This is a genomic window from Rickettsiales endosymbiont of Stachyamoeba lipophora, assembly GCF_003932735.1.
Classification (GTDB): domain Bacteria; phylum Pseudomonadota; class Alphaproteobacteria; order Rickettsiales; family 33-17; genus RICK01.
The window spans coordinates 1,578,768-1,600,257 of sequence record NZ_CP033611.1; the positions used below are offsets into that span (position 1 = coordinate 1,578,768).

Consider the following 21,490-nt stretch of genomic DNA (forward strand, 5'->3'; position numbering starts at 1 on the left):
ACTATCCCACCTCTTAAGTAATGTGCTATGTTAAAGGTAACATTTATTTAATAAATACTACCTACTCAGATATCACGAATGATAATTAATCAATTATACAGACTTGTTATCTAAATCAGTTAATTTATAACCTAACTTTTAATTCAAAAAGAAGCCCCCTTATATATTAACCATTTAAGAAGCTCTATATTTCCATTATAGGCTGCTTTATTAAGCACGCTATTTCCTTCTTTATTGGTCAGATTAATCTCGGCTCCTTGCTCAACTAGCCATTGACAAAGCTCTAGATTACCATTATAGGCTGCATAATGTAAAGCACTGCTCCCTTCTATATCAATTTTATCTATTTCTGCTCCTTTTTCTCTCATAAATTTGCATAATTCTAAGTTTCCATTGTAGGCTGCATAATGAAAAGGTGTATTATTATTTTTATTAGAGAGATTTATTTCAACCCCATTATCAATCAACCAGCAACATAAATCAAAATTGCCACTATAAGCTGCAAAATGAAGAATTGTATTGCCATCTGCATTAGCTATGTTAACGTCACAACCCTTGCCTTTTAGCCACTGACAAAGCTCTAAATTGCCACTATAAGCTGCACAATGGAAAACAGTATTACCTTCTGTATTTTTTGCATGAATATCAGCTCTATTTTCAGTTAGCCACATGGTAAGTTCAATATTTCCTCGAGAAGCGGCTATATGAAGGGCGGTATCAGCATATCTATTTTTTTCATTTATATCAAATGACTTACTGATTTCCATTAACCATTTACAAAGGCTTAAATTACCACTAAAAATGGCTTTATGTAATATACTATTTTTATCTTTATCCCTGATATTAATATCAGCATTATTCTCGATTAATAGCTTGCAAATCACTAAATTACCATTTCCAGCCGCCTTATGTAAAGGAGTGTTGCCCCCCTTACTAACAGCATTAACATTTGCCCCATGTTCTACTAACCACTTACAAAATTCCAAGTTACCATTATGAGTGGCTCTATGTAATACGGTGTAGTTATAGCTATTTTGACTATCTATTTCTAAATCTCTTTCAATAAGCCATTTGCAAATTTCAAAATGATCATTATAGGCTGCTTTATGCAGGATAGTATTACCATCTTTATCGCGTGCATGTATATCAGCCCCATTTTCCAATAGCCATTGGCACAGCTTAAAATTTCCCTTATAAGCGGCTGCGTGCAATAAACTATTTCCTGCTTGCGCTATGGCACATACATTGACTTTATTACTAATTAACCATTTGCAAAGATTTTTATTAGCTTTATATGAAAGTTCTCTGAGATATTTATAATCTTGATTAATTAAATCATTATTAGCATTTTTTTCAGCTAAACTTAGAGGTAATTCTAGTCTACCAACATATAAAGTTTTATGGTCTGTCGGTAGGGAATACCTATCAATTATATTAGGATTAATACCATTATTAATTAGAGCTTTAACAATGTCATCTTTTCCCTGCTGAAGGGCTAAATGCGTTAAAAAGCTTTTCTTATCATAATAATATGCGGTAACTTGAGATTGATGCTCTGTTATTAAGTTTTTAAATAATTCACTATCATTGCCAAATTCTATATTTTGATAAAGTTGAAATAATTCAAGCAAAACATCTTCATTTTTATTTTCCATCTTACTACCAATAACTAAACCGTATGTTCTAATAATTCAAGCTTCTCAGCATTCGTATTAGAACTAAGGTTATACCAATTGTTCAGTTCACTAACTAGCACTTCTTCTTGATTCAAAAGATTATTATGATGAGCATTGTTAACTTTAATTACTTTAATGTGAGATTGATTTAAAACAATTTTATCAATATTATTGTAATCAAGAGTTAATGAATATCTGTAAATATCCTCAAATGGCGGCCTATTAATTATAGAATCTTTAAGCATTGCTTTAAACAACAGGACTTTTGTTTTCTTCAATACAGAAAAGTTTTCCTGTTTTCCAAGTTTATTTTCTACAGTAATATTAGAAATCATTCTCTCTATATATGAAGGTTCAAAGCCTTGGCGGGTGTAATATTTTCTATAATCATCTTTGATTATCTCATCATCAATATCTTTACTTAATTCAATCAAATTATTATCTATGAGCATAGTATTTAATAAGCACACATTAATCTCTTTGACTGGATGACGCTTCTCTAAAAGACGAGCAATCTCTAAAGCAATTTTACCACCTAAAGACCATCCTAATAAAAAATATTTTTCTTGAGTTTCTGTTAGGATTTTATCCATTTCTGATAAATAATACTCAGCTAGTAAGTTTAAATCTCTTATCTTTTGTTCATGATATAAATTGTATGAATCAATACCATAACAACTAAAATGACTTGATAACCTTTTAGCAAGAGAGCTATAAACCTCACAACCTGATTTACCAGGATGTACCATAAACATTTTTTGCTTATTTGGAGCATTATTTAATAGAATAATGCTTTGATAATTATATTGCATTTTATTTATTTTAGGAACTAAAGCTGCAATACATCTATCTATAAATATATCTGCTATCTTTACATAAAAATTGTATAATTTATTTACCTTGGTTACTAGCTTTATCGCCATGATACTATTACCACCCAGTTTAAAGAAATCATCATGGATACTTATTTTCTCTGGTTCTATGCCAAGTACTTCACCCCAGATAGCGCATAACTCTTTCTCTAGTTCATTACGTGGCGCTACATAATTATCTTGTTTGCTTAATATTGGCTCTGGTAATGCTTTCCTATCTATTTTACCATTTATCGTTAGTGGCATTTTATCTAAAGCAATCAGTATAGCTGGCACCATATATTCAGGTAATTTATCTGCCAGATACTTTCTTAAGTGTTCTTCATCTATATCTTCTTCAGCTACATAATAACCTACCAGATATTTGCTACCCTGAGCTTCACCATTACTCTCTGTAGGTTCCTTTACAATAATAACACTCTGCTTTATTCCAGGATAGCTAGTTAGGCCAGCTTCTATTTCTCCCAGTTCAATCCGATATCCTCTGATTTTTACCTGGAAATCATTACGGCCAATATATTCTAAATTGCTATCAGGTAACCATCTTACTAGGTCTCCTGTTTTATAGAGTCTAGCATTCTTACCAGCCCTCTTTTCTTCCTCTGATTGGAACGGATTAGCTATAAATCTTTCTTTTGTCAGATCAGCTCTGTTTAAATAACCTCTAGCAACACCCGCTCCTCCTATATATAATTCCCCAATAGCTCCTATCGGTAATGGTTGTAAGTTACTATCTAATACATAGGCTTTATAATTATAATATGGCTTACCAATATCAAGATTACCTTCAGGATATACTTCCTTAATACATGCTCCAACTGTGGTTTCAGTAGGACCGTACTCATCATATAATTTTAACTCACTAAGATTTTTATTGTTCTCTACTATATCGTCTAACCTCTGTAGTAGATTATTATTTATTTTCTCGCCTCCTAAAATAATCTTATTTACCGAAGTAGAAGCTAAATCATCTATCAGAAGTTCAAAGTAGCTTGGTACTAACTTAACAACATTGACGTTATTCTTGATTAAATGCTGCTTATAACAATCCAAATCTTGCAGCTGTCCAGAATAAATCGCAACTTCTGCACCAATGCAAAGGGCAGCTATAGTAGTAGTAACAGTTAAATCAAAACCGATATTAGTTGAAAAATCCACTCTATCATTACAAGCAATTAATCCATGTTCTTTTACATTATTAATATAATTTACTAAGCTTTGATGCTCGATCATTACGCCTTTAGGCGTGCCTGTAGTTCCAGAAGTATATATAATATAAGCTAAATCATTAAAATTGGTATTGGTAATGGAATTAAGAATTAAAGAGGAAGGACTTTTATCCACTCCTAAATCTCTAATTATTTGTGTACTAATTAAGCTAATATCTAAATTTTGAATGTTACCTTTATTTTCTTCATTTGTTAAAATGAATTTAGCTTTACTATCATTAATTACAAACTGAATTCTTTCGGTAGAATAGGTGGGATCTAGAGGAATATAAGCACCTCCGGTTTTTAATATACCCAATATACTTATTATCATTTCTATTGAACGTTCAAGCACTAATACTACAAGCGTTCCTCTATCAACTCCTATGTTCCTTAAATAATTAGCCAATTGATTAGAACGCTCATTAAGTTCTTTATAGGTTATAGAAATATCACCATATCTAACCGCTATATTATTAGGATACTCTTGTGCTACCCTTGCAAATAACTCAGGTACAACTAACTCTTGCTCAAACTCTTTATCTGTTGCATTCCACTTACTGATTAACTCATTATATTGTGCTTCAGGTAAGCATCTTAGCTGGGAAGCAGGCTTGTTATAATTTTGTATTAGCTGCTGTAAAATATTCTCAGTAAGTAAAAACAGTTTATTTATGGTATTATCACTAAATAATTCCCCTGCATATCTAAATAAGAATTTAATTTGATCTCCATCCTCATAAGCGGTTACACCTAGCGGATAATCTAGTTTCTCTATTACCTCTTTAAACTCTATATTCAATTTTCCTGGTATTTCTATAGTTTGAGCAGGATAATTTTCATATACAAATAAAGTGTCAAATAATCTTTCACCGCGATGCTGTAGATCAGCTAAGTTAACGTTACTTCTAATGCTAAGCTCATTAATATCTTCCTGAAGACCTTTTAAGATCTCGATAATGCTTTTATTATTTGAAGCTTGATGGTCTAAAATTAATGGTAGAGTATTGATAAATAACCCCACCGAACTTTCAATATTATCTACAGGTAAATTTCTACCTGAGACTGTAGTTCCTACTATAGTTTGGGTACTATTACCATATATGCTTAATACTTTATGCCATGCATATTGTAAAATAACATTTATAGTTACCCCTTCCTTATAAGTAAGCTCTTTTAAAGTATGATATAAGTTATCTTTAATTATTAAAGTTTGCTCTTTATGATTAATAATGCGTTTATAGGTTGTTACATTTATACTTCTGAATTCTTTGTTATCAATTAATAAACTACTCAAATCAGGTTTATTCTCAATTTGAGAAATATAACTTTTCCAATAATTATGATTACTAAACTTATTTTCTTGTAAGTACTTCTGGACGTCTTGATAACTTTTATCAACGTATAAGGAAATTTTCCTTCCTTCGTTAAGATTAATATAAGTGCCATGTATATATGATACTAAGACTGCAGTACTCCATCCATCTAATATTGCATGATGAGAACTAAATAAGCATGTATAAAGATTTGCCTTTTGTTTAATTATATAAATTCTAAATAAACATCCTTTATCCAGCGAATAAGGCTCTTTTCTATCTTTTGCTTGGATATTTTTTATTGCTTCTTCACAGGTATGCTGGTCTTCTTGGCTTAAATCTATATACCTCCAATCCAAGCTGCCTTCTTTATCTATTATTTGGACTAATTCATCCTGCCAAGCTAATCTCAATCTTAATGCGCCAAATTTTTTTTGAGCATATTCCCAGGCTAATTTCAGTTTTTTAATATCTATTGAATCATAATAATCCCATATTAGTTGTACTAAATAAGCATCATCAATCTCTCCTTGATTTAGTGCATGATAAATAAAACCTTGTTGCAAACTGTTGGCTAAATATACAGCTTCAATCTCTTTTTCTTGTTGAAGTATATCTAAATATTCTTGGCTAATAATATTATCTATATCACTTCTTGTTAAAAAACTTTTTGTCTGAATAGAGGTATAATCTATAATATATTTAAGTTTCTCTTGTAGAGTGATTGCTAGATTGTTCGTAGTATCATTATCAAGTTTAGTACCTATCTTAAATTTAAGAGCACCGTTTATAACCAAACAATTAATATTAATTATATTAAATATATGATTTTCTTGGTCTACCTGTATTCCACTTTCTTCTTCAGTAATGTTCCAGAAATTATTTTTAGAGACAGTTAAAGCAGCAGCATCTAGCTGTCCCAAATAATTAAAGACAATCTTAGGGAGAATATTAGGTTGATAACCTTTAAAAGCTCCATAACCTATCCCTTTATTTGGTATTTCCCTTAATGACTCTTTCACTGCCTTAATACTACTACCTATATCATTTTGTACCTCCAATCGCACAGGATACATACTTGTAAACCAGCCAACAGTCCTGCTTATATCAAGCTTATTATCGTTATTCTCTCTTCCATGTCCTTCAAGTAATATATGGTTAATTTTATTTCCTAATAATTCACTTAAGGTGAATCCTAGGGCAGTTAGCAAAATATCATTTACTTGAGTATTATAGGCATTATTACTTTCTCGTAGTAACTTCTTAGTATACTCTTCACTTAATCCTAGCTCAACATAATTACACTCAGTGTTGTTGTTCACTAATTGTTCTAAGGCTTTATTATCATGATCTACAGTTATCTTCGCCCAATAGTTTGCTTCCTCTGAATGCTGATGAGCATATTCTTTGATAGCATTAGCCCACTGTCTATAGCTGCTACTCTTAGCTCCTAATTCTTCTTCATTGTATAGACGATTTAGATCTTCAGTTATTATTCTCCAACTTACCGTATCTATTATTAAATGATGTAATGCAAACCATAACCTTGCACTACCATCTTTATAACAATAAATATAGCCAACGCTATATAATGGACCTTTCTCGATATCAAAGTTACTTTGCCAGCTAGTTAATATCTGTTGTAATTGGAGCCTAAACTCTTCTGTGCCCTCTTGAACACTCAGTTTACTTAGATCAAGAATATTTAAGCTTTCAGCTTGAACATTACTATCGTAATATTGTTCATAGTTACCATCGGCTAATTTCCTATATCTTAACCTAAAAGCATCATGATGTGTAATCAGTTTTTCTAATGAATTTTTAAGTCTCTCTATATCTAACGTTGGTATTTTTACTATAAAAGCTTGGTTCCAATGGTTAGGCTTCTCAAATTTATTGGCAAAAAACCATTCTTGTATAGGTAATAATGGTACCTCGCCTTCAAGTACCCCATGCTCAATATTTAACTCTGTTTCTTCATCTGAAGATTTACTTAAAACGTTATCGTAAAGTCTTTCTATAGATTTGAAGTTAAAGATATCTTTTACAGTAATGTTTAATCCTAGCTTACGTCTGATTCTGCTTACTAGCTGGATACTAATGATACTATCCCCACCTAATCTAAAGAAATCATCTTGGATGCTTATTTTATCTGGTTCTATTCCAAGTACTTCACCCCAGATAGCGCATAACTCTTTCTCTAGTTCATTACGTGGCGCTACATAATTATCTTGTTTGCTTAATATTGGCTCTGGTAATGCTTTCCTATCTATCTTACCATTTATCGTTAGTGGCATTTTATCTAAAGCAATCAGTATAGCTGGCACCATATATTCAGGTAATTTAGCTGCTAGATACTTTCTTAAGTGTTCTTCATCTATATCTTCTTCAGCTACATAATAACCTACCAGATATTTGCTACCCTGAGCTTCACCATTACTCTCTGTAGGTTCCTTTACAATAATAACACTCTGCTTTATTCCAGGATAGCTAGTTAGGCCAGCTTCTATTTCTCCCAGTTCAATCCGATATCCTCTGATTTTTACCTGGAAATCATTACGGCCAATATATTCTAAATTGCTATCAGGTAACCATCTTACTAGGTCTCCTGTTTTATAGAGTCTAGCATTCTTACCAGCCCTCTTTTCTTCCTCTGATTGGAACGGATTAGCTATAAATCTTTCTTTTGTCAGATCAGCTCTGTTTAAATAACCTCTAGCAACACCCGCTCCTCCTATATATAATTCCCCAATAGCTCCTATCGGTAATGGTTGTAAGTTACTATCTAATACATAGGCTTTATAATTATAATATGGCTTACCAATATCAAGATTACCTTCAGGATATACTTCCTTAATACATGCTCCAACTGTGGTTTCAGTAGGACCGTACTCATCATATAATTTTAACTCACTAAGATTTTTATTGTTCTCTACTATATCGTCTAACCTCTGTAGTAGATTATTATTTATTTTCTCGCCTCCTAAAATAATCTTATTTACCGAAGTAGAAGCTAAATCATCTATCAGAAGTTCAAAGTAGCTTGGTACTAACTTAACAACATTGACGTTATTCTTGATTAAATGCTGCTTATAACAATCCAAATCTTGCAGCTGTCCAGAATAAATCGCAACTTCTGCACCAATGCAAAGGGCAGCTATAGTAGTAGTAACAGTTAAATCAAAACCGATATTAGTTGAAAAATCCACTCTATCATTACAAGCAATTAATCCATGTTCTTTTACATTATTAATATAATTTACTAAGCTTTGATGCTCGATCATTACGCCTTTAGGCGTGCCTGTAGTTCCAGAAGTATATATAATATAAGCTAAATCATTAAAATTGGTATTGGTAATGGAATTAAGAATTAAAGAGGAAGGACTTTTATCCACTCCTAAATCTCTAATTATTTGTGTACTAATTAAGCTAATATCTAAATTTTGAATGTTACCTTTATTTTCTTCATTTGTTAAAATGAATTTAGCTTTACTATCATTAATTACAAACTGAATTCTTTCGGTAGAATAGGTGGGATCTAGAGGAATATAAGCACCTCCGGTTTTTAATATACCCAATATACTTATTATCATTTCTATTGAACGTTCAAGCACTAATACTACAAGCGTTCCTCTATCAACTCCTATGTTCCTTAAATAATTAGCCAATTGATTAGAACGCTCATTAAGTTCTTTATAGGTTATAGAAATATCACCATATCTAACCGCTATATTATTAGGATACTCTTGTGCTACCTTTGCAAATAACTCAGGTACAACTAACTCTTGCTCAAACTCTTTATCTGTTGCATTCCACTTACTGATTAACTCATTATATTGTGCTTCAGGTAAGCATCTTAGCTGGGAAGCAGGCTTGTTATAACTTTGTATTAGCTGCTGTAAAATATTCTCAGTAAGTAAAAACAGTTTATTTATGGTATTATCACTAAATAATTCCCCTGCATATCTAAGAATAAATTTTATTTGTTTGCTGTCTTCGTAAGCAGTTACGCTTATAGGATAATCTATCTTATCCGTCATCCCTTCTATCTCTATCTTGAGCTTCGCATTTAATTCATTATTGTGCGAAGGAAAGTTTTCATACACAAACAGAGTATCAAATAATCTTTCTCCATGATGCTGTAAATCAGCTAAGTTAACGTTACTTCTAATGTTAAGCTCATTAATATCCTCTTGTAGTCCTTTTAAAATCTCGATAATGCTTTTATCATTTGAGGCTTGATGGTCTAAAATTAATGGCAGAGTATTGATAAATAGACCTACCGAACTTTCAATATTATCAATAGGTAGATTTCTACCTGAGATTGTAGTTCCTACTATACTCTGATTGCTATTACCATATATGCTTAATATCTTATGCCATACATATTGTAAAATAACATTTATAGTCACCCCTTCCCTATATGAAAGATTTTTTAGGTTATTATATAATGCACCCTTAATTTCTAAAGTCTTCTCGGTAAATTGTGTTATATATCTATATTCACTTAGCTTAATATTTCTATATTTAGAATTTTCAATTAATAAACTACTCAAATCAGGTTTATTCTCAATTTGAGAAATATAATTTTTCCAATAATTATGATTACTAAACTTATTTTCTTGTAAGTATTTTTGGACTTCTTGATAGCTTTTATCAATATATAAAACTACTTTTTCACCTATTAGAAGTTTTGTATAAACCTCATGAACATACCCTAGTATTATAGGATAACTCCATCCATCTAATATTGCATGATGAAAACTTAATAAACATGTATAAAGATTTGTTCTTTGTTTAATTATATAGATTCTAAATAAGCATCCTTTATCCAGCAAATAAGGTTCTTTTCTATCTTTTGCTTGGATATTTTTTACTGCTTCTTCACGGCCATGCTGATCTTCTTGGCTTAAATCTATATATCTCCAATCCAAGCTGCCTTCTTTATCTATTATTTGGACTAATTCATCCTGCCAAGCTAATCTTAAACGTAAAGCTTCGAATCTATTTTGAGCATATTTCCAGGCTGATTTCAGTTCATCTACTTTTATTGAGGTATGATAATGAAACAATAATTGCACTAAATAGGCATCATCAATCTCTCCTTGATTTAGAGCATGATAGATAAAACCTTGTTGCAGACTATTTGCTAAATATACCGCTTCAATCTCTTTTTCTTGCTGAAGGTTATCTAAATATTCTTGGCTAATAATGTTATTTACGTCGCTTGAGGTAAGATAATGTCTGCTTTGGTTTATAGTATAGCTTATCACCCCTTCTAGATTAGATTTAAATTTCTGAGCAATTTCAAGGGTGGTTGCAGAGTCAAGTTTACTAACAACCTCAAACTTTAATTTTTCATTAGTAACTGAGCCATTGATATTAATTATATTATTATCATGATTATTTTGATTAATAGCTAAGCCACCACTTTCACTCAATATACTCCACGCACTATTCCTATTTTCTAAATCCAGCTGTCCCAAATAATTAAAGGCAATTTTAGGAAGGATATCAGGTTTGTAACCCAGAAGTGCTCCATAGCCTATGCCTTTATTTGGTATTTGCCTTAATGACTCTTTTACTGCTTTGATGGTGTTACCTATATCCTCTTGTACCTCTAAGCGTACAGGATACATACTTGTAAACCAGCCAACAGTCCTGCTTATATCAAGCTTATTATCGTTATTCTCTCTTCCATGTCCTTCAAGTAATATATGGTTAATTTTATTTCCCAATAATTCACTTAAGGTGAGTCCTAAGGCAGTTAACAAAATATCGTTTACCTGAGTATTATAGGTATAATTACTTTCTCGTAATAACTTCTTAGTATAGTTCTCACTTAGTTCCAACGCAGCATAACTGCGATAACCATCTTTAACTAATCGCTCGAGAATGGAGCTATTGTAATCCGAGGTAATATTATTCCAATAAGTTGTTTCTTCTTTATGTTGGTTAGCATATTCTTTGATAGCGTTAGCCCATTGCCTATAGCTGCTACTTTTAGCTCCTAATTCTTCTTCATTATATAAACGTTTTAGATCTTCAGTTATAATTCTCCAGCTTACCGTATCTATTATTAAATGATGTAGCGCAAACCATAACCTTGCACTACCATCTTTATAACCATGTATATAGCCGATGCTATATAATGGTCCTTTCTCGATATCAAAATTGCTTTGCCAATCGGTTAATATCTGTTGTAATTGAATATTAAACTCTTCTGTACTTTCTTGAGTATTAAGTTGACTTATATCAAGGGTCATTAAGCTTTCAGCTTGAGCTTTACTGGCGTAATATTGTTCATAGTTACCATCGCCTAATTTCCTATATCTTAACCTAAAAGCATCGTGGTGCTCGATTAGCTTCTCTAATGAGGTTTTTAATTTTTCTATATCTAGATCAGGTACTTTTACTATGAAAGCTTGGTTCCAATGGTTAAATTTCTCAAATTTATTAGCAAAGAACCATTCTTGTATAGGTAATAGGGGCACAGTGCCATCAAGAATGCCGTGTTCACTATTTAGTGTCACCTCTTCACTAACAGTTTTACTTAAAACATTATCATAAAGCTTTTCTATGGATTTGAAGTTAAAAATGTCTTTTACGCTAACACTTAATCCTAACCTGCGTCTGATTCTGCTTACTAGCTGGATACTAATGATACTATCCCCACCTAATCTAAAGAAATCATCTTGGATGCTTATTTTATCTGGTTCTATTCCAAGTACTTCACCCCAGATAGCGCATAACTCTTTCTCTAGTTCATTACGTGGCGCTACATAATTATCTTGTTTGCTTAATATTGGCTCTGGTAATGCTTTCCTATCTATCTTACCATTTATCGTTAGTGGCATTTTATCTAAAGCAATCAGTATAGCTGGCACCATATATTCAGGTAATTTAGCTGCTAGATACTTTCTTAAGTGTTCTTCATCTATATCTTCTTCAGCTACATAATAACCTACCAGATATTTGCTACCCTGAGCTTCACCATTACTCTCTGTAGGTTCCTTTACAATAACAACACTCTGCTTTATTCCAGGATAGCTAGTTAGGCCAGCTTCTATTTCTCCCAGTTCAATTCGATATCCTCTGATCTTCACTTGGAAGTCATTACGCCCTATATATTCTAAATTGCCATCAGGTAACCATCTTACTAGGTCTCCTGTTTTATAGAGTCTAGCATTCTTACCAGCCCTCTTTTCTTCGTCTGATTGGAATGGGTTAGTTACGAATCTTTCTGCGGTAAGGTCATGCCTGTTTAGATAACCTCTAGCAACCCCAGCTCCTCCTATATATAACTCCCCAATAGCTCCTATCGGTAATGGCTGTAAGTTATTGTCTAATACATAAGCGGTTAGATCTGGGATTACATGTCCGATATTATTGTTATACTCTAACTCGTCTTTTTCTATTAGCTTATATGTTACATGGACTGTAGTTTCTGTTATGCCATACATGTTAATAAGTCTGGGCTTTACGTAACCATATTTAATAAACCAGCTTTTTAACTGGGATAATTTTAAAGCCTCACCACCAAATATTATATATTTTAGACATTCTAACTGATCATTAGCTTTCTTGTTTGCTGCAATATCGGAAAATTGATAAAAAGCGCTAGGTGTCAGATTAAGTACTGTAACTTTTTCTTTTTTGCATAATTCATAGAATAGTTCAAAATCACGAGTTTCATCATAAGAAGGTATAACTAGTTTCCCTCCATATATTAAAGCTCCCCACATTTCCCATACACTAAAGTCAAATACGAAGGAATGAAACAAAGTCCATACCTCTTTATCATTAAATCCATACCATTTATCAGTGGCAGTAAATAACCTTAAGACATTACTATGAGTTTGTAATACACCTTTAGGTTTACCGGTGGTACCTGAGGTATAAATAACATAAGCGAGGTTATTACTAGGAATATCTACAAGTGGAAAACTCTTATCTTGGATAGATATTTTTTCTCTAATTTCTTCATTATCAATGAGTATAACCTGATTGCTCGAATTAAAGGGAAATTTATCTTGAAACTTTTCATTAGTAATGATTATAGAAGCTTTAGTATCATGTATGATATATTCTATCCTATCTTTAGGGTATGTTGGATCAATAGGGACATAGGCTCCGCCAGCCTTAAGGATTGCAAGTATTGAAATTAAAATTTGTTCGTTTCTATCAAGACATAATATTAAAAGTTCTTCGGCTTTAATTCTATAACTATTGATTAAATAATGGGCTAATTGATTTGAAATCTGATCGAGTTCTTTATAAGTAAAATTTTTTCCTTGGAAAGTTATAGCTATATTATTAGGTGTTTTCTCTACTTGAGACTTAAATAATTCATGAATTGTTTTATTAGAAGTAAAATTGAGTTGATTAGAATTCCACTCACATACAATTTTTTTAAATTGATGTTCATTTAGATAAGAAATATCACTTACTTTCAAAGCTGATTGATCTTGAGTCCCAATGCTTAGTTGAGCAAATTGCTTTAATATTTGTATATATGCTTCAATGTAATTCCTTATTGTTGATTCATTGAATAGTGAGGTAGCGTAATTAAAGCATCCTTTTAAGCACGATTGACTATCATCTATATAAACACTAAGGTCAAATTTAGCTTTATTAGTAATAATATTGTTAAAATTACATACTTCAATTTTAGAATTATCTGCAAGGCATGAATAATCTTCATTGCTGAAACTTTGAACAGAGAATAAAACCTGAAATATAGGATGCCTACTAGGATCTTTAGTTTGACATAACTCCTCTACTATTCGTTCAAACGGTAACTCATGATTGATTTGAGCTTCTATAACTTCTTTTGCAGTTAACTGAATAAATTCTTCTATAGTAAGATTATTGTTTATTTTGATTCTAATAACTAGAGAATTAATAAAAAATCCAATTAGATTTTGAATTTGTTTATTATCCCTATTAGCAATCGGCGTACCTACAACCAAATCATCCTGATTACTATATACTCTCAACATTAAGTAATAAGCACTTAACAAAACACTAAATAGGCTTACACCTAACTTTCTGGCTAACTGACGAAGAGAAGTAGAGGTAGCTTCATCTAACTCAAAATCAATATCTCTACCATTATAATCTATTTCTAACGGCCTTGGTGCATCTGTAGGTAAGTTGAGATTCTCATAATCTTTTAACTTATTTTTCCAATAAATAACAAAATCTCTAACTTTTTCCTTGTTTAAATAGCTCCTTTGCCATAGGGAATAATCATTATATTGAATAGAAAGTGGTGGTAAAGATAGATCTACTTCTAGTCCTTGCAGTGCTAATAAATAGTAATTATAAAACACTTGTAATTCTTTTAAAAAAATTTCCTTGGACCAACCATCAAAAGCTATGTGATGGACTAATATACATAAATAATTCTCAGCATTATCACTATATGAGTTATCAGTTTGATCCTTTAATATATTGTAAACGCCTATTTTAATTGGATATTCACAGCTTAAATCAAATATATGATTTGCTAAATTGGCAATTTCTTGCTCTAAATCATTTTTATGATAAAAAACCTCTTTAGTAACTTGCAAAGAAATCTGTACATCATCCTGAACTAATTGTTGAGCATTACCCTGGTCATTTTCTTTAATAATTGTTCTAAGGACTTCATGCCTATTAACTATTCCTCTAATAGCCTTTTCTAATACTTCAATATTAACATTATTACTTAAACGGCAAATGATAGGTATATTATAAGCATTCGTGCCACCTTCATACCTGTCAACAAACCATAGTCTTTCTTGGCTGAAAGATAATACGTTACTTTCCTCAGTGAATTTATAAATCAGGGTATATGAATTTAATATATTATTATTTAAGGAAAGAAGTTTATATAATTTATTATTATATTCTTTAGTAAAAGTTATTACTTTTAACTTTGATTCCGAAGAAACTGATTTTTTAATCAGCACTTCAACCTCATTATTAACTAATTTAAATATAGCTCCACATGCAATGAAACTATAGAGGTTACTTATAAATTCTATATCACACATCCAATACCTCGTATTCATCCTCAACTGATAATTGTTCAATAAGAGGAGTTATAACTTTGTTTGTTAACTTCTCGATATTTTTATAAATGAATATATTAAGGACTTTTATATTAATATTGAGTCTGCTATTTAATAAGTTAGTTAGTTTCATCGCCAGGATACTATTACCCCCCAGTTTAAAGAAATCATCTTGGATGCTTATTTTGTCTGGTCCTATGCCTAGCACTTCACTCCAGATGGCGCATAACTCTTTCTCTAGTTCATTACGTGGCGCTACATAATTATCTTGTTTGCTTAATATTAGCTCTGGTAATACCTTTCTATCTATCTTACCATTTACCGTAAGTGGCATATATTCTAAAGCAACAACTATAGTCGGCACCATATATTCAGGTAATTTATCTTCTAGATATTTCCTTAACTGTTCTTCATCTATCTCTTCTTCAGCTACATAATAGCCTACCAGATATTTGCTACCCTGAGCTTCACCATTATTCTCTGTAGATTCCTTTACAATAACAACACTTTGCTTTATTCCAGGATAACTAGTTAGAACAGCTTCTATCTCTCCAAGTTCAATACGATAACCTCTGATTTTTACCTGAAAGTCATTACGCCCAATATATTCTAAGCTACCATCAGGTAACCATCTCACTAGATCTCCTGTTTTATAGAGTCTATCATTCTTACCTAGTTTCTTTTCTTCCTCTGATTGGAATGGATTCGCTATAAACCTCTCTTGTGTTAGATCAGGTCGATTTAAATATCCCCTAGCAACACCCGCTCCTCCTATATATAACTCCCCAATAGCTCCTATCGGTAATGGTTGTAAGTTACTATCTAATACATAGGCTTTAACATTATTGATTGGTTTTCCTATATTAGATACATTATTGCCATTAGATTTGTTAAATGTTGAACATACAGTAACTTCACTTGGCCCATAAGCATTAATAACTTTTACATTATGCTCTAAATAGCTTTTAACTATATTTTTATCACTTTTATCACCTGCTAAAATCAATGTACTTAAAGATAAAATATTTTTATTGTCTAATAAAGCAGGTGGTATAGTGGCGATATTAATTGAGTTATCTTTTATATATTTGCTTAATAAAATTAAGTCGTATCTTATCTCATTGCTAATAATATGTAAGGTATGGCCGTTCAATAAAGAAGAGAAAATTTCCTCTATGTGAGCATCAAACACGTAATTGGAAAACCATAAACAATTTTGAGGAGAAACCGAATATAACAGCTTCATACCTGCAATTAAATTAATCACTCCTCTATGTTCTACCATTACACCTTTAGGTTTACCTGTAGTTCCAGAAGTATAAATTACATATGCAAGATCATTACTTGTGTTATAAGTTATTGGATTATGATTTAAAATTGTTTGTTCTGGCCTTATAATTTCTCCAATATCAATTATATTTACCTGGTATTTTTGGGCTTGCTCTTTAAATTTATCAGTGGTTAAAATGAACTTTGGTTGACTGTCCTCAATTATATCTCTTATCCTGTTTTCAGGATAACAAGGATCAACAGGTATATATGCGTCTCCTGCCTTAAGGATTGCAAGAATAGATATTATAATATTTTCATCTCGGTCCATTAATATTATTACCAAATCATTAGCTTTAATATGATAAACCTCAATGAGATGGTTTGCTAAAATATTGGCTTTTTCATTCAATTCCTTATAGGTTAATTTGGTATCTTTAAATACTATGGCCGTCCTTTCTGGGAATTGTTTTGCCTGTTCTTCAAATAACTGATTGATAGTAGCTTGAATAGGATACTCTTTGTTTGTTTGATTCCATTCATAAATAATTTGCTGATATCTTTTATCATTTAGATAATGAATTGAACTGAGTTTACTATCCTCAAATTGGTTAGGATTTTTACCAAGATTAGAGAATTGTTTTAGTATGGTAATATAAGTTTCAATATACTCTTTAAGGGTTGTTTCATTAAATAAGCTTAAAGAATAATTTATAGTACCAGTTAATTTTACCTTACTATCATCAATTAAGGTAGTGACGTCAAATTTAGCAAAATTATCAGTTTTATTCTTGCAAGCTAATAAAACATGATTATTTTCATCACTAATATAAAAATTCTGCACCCCAAACATTATTTGGAATATTGGGTGCCTGCTAGTATCTTTGGCTGTCTGCAATTCTTCTACTAGTTTTTCAAAAGGTAGATCTTGATGCAGCTGCAACTCTAATACTTCTTTATTTACATAATTAATAAACTCTTTGATAGACCATGCATCATCTACTTTCAGTCTTAATGGCAAGGTATTGACAAAAAACCCTATTAAATTAGCTACTTGATTATAATGTCTATTTGCTAACGGAGTTCCTATAATTAAATCATTTTGGTTACTATATACTTTAAGCATCAAGCAATAAGCACTTAATAGTAAAGTATATAGACTAACCTTTAACTCTTTAGCCAATTCTCTTAGATTGTTTGAGGTTATTTCATCTAATTCAAATTCTAAATCCTTTCCTTTGTAATCTATTAAAGCCGGTCTGGGTTTATCAGTAAGAAGATTTAATGATTCATACCCTATTAATTTATCTTTCCAATAACTTAGCTGTTTTTCTAGTGCTTTTCCAATTAAGAAATTTCTTTGCCATAGGGCAAAGTCCTTATATTGTACATTAAGCTCGGGTAGATTTAAGTTAGCTCTTATTCCTTTAGCAAGGTTTAAATAATATTGGTAAAATTCTAGAACTTCTTTAGTAAAAATATCTATTGACCAACCATCAAAAGCTATATGATGAATAATTATACTTAAATATACCTCATCATAATATTCCATGCCATTTTGTACAGCAACTTGATAAAAAGCTATCTTTATTGGGTACTCATTACTTAAATCAAATTTATAATTTAAATCCTTTTCTAATTCTTGATTTAAATTTTGTTTATTATTAAGATTTGTTTTTGTTATCTGAACATTATTATCACTATATTCCAATACTAATTGATAATAGTTTCCGTTATTATCTTTTCTAATTATTGTTCTAAGTATTTCATGTCTTCTAATGATACTTTTAATACTTTGCTCTAATAATTTTATATTAACGTCAGATGCTATTTTAAATACTAATGGAGCATTGTAAACGTTTGTTCCGCCCTCATATCTATCAATAAACCATAATCTTTCCTGACCAAATGATAATACTTGCTGCTCTATATTAACTACTTTTTTTTCTATTATATGTCCTTCCTCATTAGAGTTAACAATATAATTTGCTAGGCTTTCGGTCGTACTATTTTCAAATATAGAGGAAATACTTACTATCTTGCCAATCAACTCATTTATCCTATAAATTAGTTTAATTGCTAAAATGCTATTTCCTCCTAATTTGAAGAAATCATCATTAATTCCAACTTGATCTTCAGGTAGGTTTAGGACCTCACTCCAGATTCGGCATAACTCTTTCTCTATTTCATTTCTTGGAGCTATATAATCATTTTTATTAGTAAATATAGGATCAGGTAACGCTGCTTTATCTAATTTACCATTAATAGTTAGAGGTAAGCTTTCTATTTGTATAAATATAGCAGGAACCATATACTCAGGTAATTTGGCAAACAAAAATTGAGAGATTTTCTCTGCCTCTATTTTTTTTTCGGAAACATAATATGCAATTAAATATTTATTATATACTTCGCCATTATTTAAAATTTCTCTTAAAATAACTGCACTTTGTATAATGCCCGGATAATCTAATATTACTTTTTCAATTTCTTCTAGCTCAATTCGATAACCTCTAATCTTTACTTGAAAGTCCTTACGTCCGATATATTCTATGTTGCCATCAGGTAACCATCTCACTAGATCTCCTGTTTTATAGAGTCTAGCATTCTTACCAACTCTTTTTTCCTCCTCTGATTGAAATGGGTTAGCTATGAATCTTTCTGCGGTAAGATCAGGTCTGCTTAAATACCCCCTAGCAATACCAACTCCACCTATATATAATTCCCCAATAGCTCCTATTGGTAATATCTTTAAATTTTTATCAAGCACATAACATTTTGTGTTAGATATAGGTGTTCCTATAAAGATGTTGTTGCTATTTGGTTTTAATTTAAATTGAGTAGTACAAATTGAATTTTCAGTGGGGCCATATTCATTAATAATATCAAAGTTAGGAATTTTTACTTTATTTAATTTTTCCCCTGCAATTGTCAGATTTTTTAATTTTAGCTTTTCTACTTCTAAACAAAGAAATTCTTCTGCCAATTTGGTTGTAAGAAATAGATGAGTAATTTCATATCTATTACAATAATCATAGATTGTAATAAGCTCTTTTCTTATAGCTTCATTGGTTACAAATAAACATGCGCCTGAAACCAAAGCTGGGTAAAGCTCACCAGCAAATGAGTCAAAAACATAAGGTGCAGTTGATAACAACCTAGAATCATTATTTATCTTTCTATGATCACTAATTGCTAAAGTTGTATTTAATAATCCATTATGCTCAATCATTACACCTTTAGGCTTGCCTGTAGTTCCAGAGGTATATATGATATATGCCAGATCATTCGCTTTGGTTTTAAATGATGGCTCATTTACTGATTCTTTACTTATATAATCTATTTCCTCTTCAAGACATATTACTCTTGCAAAAGTCATTGGTAGTTTATCAATACTTGCTTCGTCAGTGATAATTATAGGAGCCTGGGTATCATTAATTACAAATTCGAGTCTCTCAGTAGAATAGCTAGGATCAAGGGGAATATAAGCACCTCCTACTTTTAAAACAGCTAAAATACTTATTATCATTTCTATTGAGCGCTCAAGCACTAATACTACTAGCGTTCCTCTATCAACTCCTATATTCCTTAAATAATTAGCCAACTGATTAGAACGCTCATTAAGTTCTTTATAGGTTATAGAAATATCATCATATCTCACCGCTATATTATTAGGATACTCTTGTGCTACCCTTGCAAATAACTCAGATACAACTAACTCTTGCTCAAATTCTTTATCCGTTGCATTCCACTTATCGATTATTTCTTTATATTGTTTAGATAATGCTAATTCATAATCTTCTATTTTCTTTGGATTATTATTATCACTTATTAAGTCATCTAATATTTGAATAAATAATCCTTTGTAGTTCTCAATAAAGTCTTTTAATAGGGTTTTATTTATTATATTGGCTTTAAATCTTATACGAAAATTAACTTTATCGTTTTCTATTTCCTGATCGAATAGCATCTGGTTAATAAAATCGATATTTGTTAATTCATTGTTAGGTCGAGAAGTTATATATTCAAAATTCAAAAGGTGATTTTTCAAATTTGCCTGCACAAAAGAAAAATCTATAATGTTCTTATTTGTTAATGAAATTATATTAGCAGTAGGAAAGTACTTATAATTTATACCTTCAATCCTTAAGGATTGAAGAAAAGCTTTTATTTGCTCAATGATATTTAATGGAGTACTCGCTTGAGTAAAATCATAAGGGATAAAACTTACATTAATTTGTGCTCCAAATAATAACCCTTTGTCTTCCTTTAGGCTCAGTGGATAGCTAACTGCAAATCTGTTTTGATTAGTATATCTATAGTATAAAATTGCCCAGACAATTTGGCTAAACATATAAGCGGTAAGATTATATTTATCTCTTAGCTCATTTAATTTTAAAATTACGTCTTTCTCAAAGTGAAATCTTATTTCATCAATATCTCTTTTATTAGCCGAATTAGAGGAAAACTTATCCTCGTTAAACTTTAAAAAGTTTAAATTAACAGCCTCTATTTCCCTAAGAGATTTTTCCCAAAATTGTATATTCTGTTTTTCAAAATTTTTAAGTTCTTCCGTCTGTCTTTTCGAAAGTTTAGAAAGCAAATTAATTTGCTCTGCTAAAGATTTAACATAATGATTTTGATTATTATAGAAGCTTGATAGCTCATCTAAAAAATTATTAAATGTTAAACCTTCTATAAGTAAATGATGTAATATAATTATTAAACGATATTCATTGTTATTTAATTTCACTAACCCAAATCTATATAAAGGTCCTTCTTCTAAATTAAAGGGTTGTTTTATATATTGTGCAATATGTTCAGTAGTTATGGGATCATGAAAAAAATCTAATTCATTTATATTATTATTCTGAACCCAGAATAATTCACTATCCTCGTTTTTAATATGACTATTAAATACCAAGTAGCTTGATATAAATCTCCGTATTATTCTGCAAAGCTTCGAAACATTTAAATCACCAGAAAGAGTTTGATCAAAAACTATATTATAGTCATTTCTACAAGGATTTAATTTCCCTTCAATATAAAAACTTTGACTATAAGGAGATAGAGGAATTTTATACATATTGCTTT

The 21,490-nt window shown here is 30.9% G+C and carries 3 protein-coding genes; all 3 read right to left on the reverse strand.

From position 1 onward, the window contains the following. Window positions 1-143: 143 nt before the first annotated feature. The 3 genes from EF513_RS07225 to EF513_RS07235 are packed head-to-tail and all read right to left on the reverse strand — an operon-like array spanning window position 144 to window position 21,482. Window positions 144-1,655: an ankyrin repeat domain-containing protein gene (locus EF513_RS07225; RefSeq protein ID WP_125216725.1), complete on the reverse strand. Its 1,512-nt coding sequence runs from the start codon at window positions 1,653-1,655 to the stop codon at window positions 144-146. A gap of 14 nt (window positions 1,656-1,669) precedes the next feature. Next, complete coding sequence (locus EF513_RS07230) at window positions 1,670-15,112, reverse strand: non-ribosomal peptide synthetase (RefSeq protein ID WP_164503864.1); 13,443 nt, start codon at window positions 15,110-15,112, stop codon at window positions 1,670-1,672. Continuing rightward, entirely contained in the window at window positions 15,105-21,482 is a 6,378-nt protein-coding gene (locus tag EF513_RS07235) for a non-ribosomal peptide synthetase (RefSeq protein WP_125216727.1), read from the reverse strand. The genes EF513_RS07230 and EF513_RS07235 overlap by 8 nt, the downstream gene beginning before the upstream one ends. Window positions 21,483-21,490: the final 8 nt, after the last annotated feature.

Excerpts from the sequence above, each read along its gene's own strand:
- EF513_RS07225 (WP_125216725.1), bottom strand. The coding sequence starts at position 1,655 with ATGGAAAATAAAAATGAAGATGTTTTGCTTGAATTATTTCAACTTTAT.
- EF513_RS07230 (WP_164503864.1), bottom strand. The coding sequence starts at position 15,112 with ATGTGTGATATAGAATTTATAAGTAACCTCTATAGTTTCATTGCATGT.
- EF513_RS07235 (WP_125216727.1), bottom strand. The coding sequence starts at position 21,482 with ATGTATAAAATTCCTCTATCTCCTTATAGTCAAAGTTTTTATATTGAA.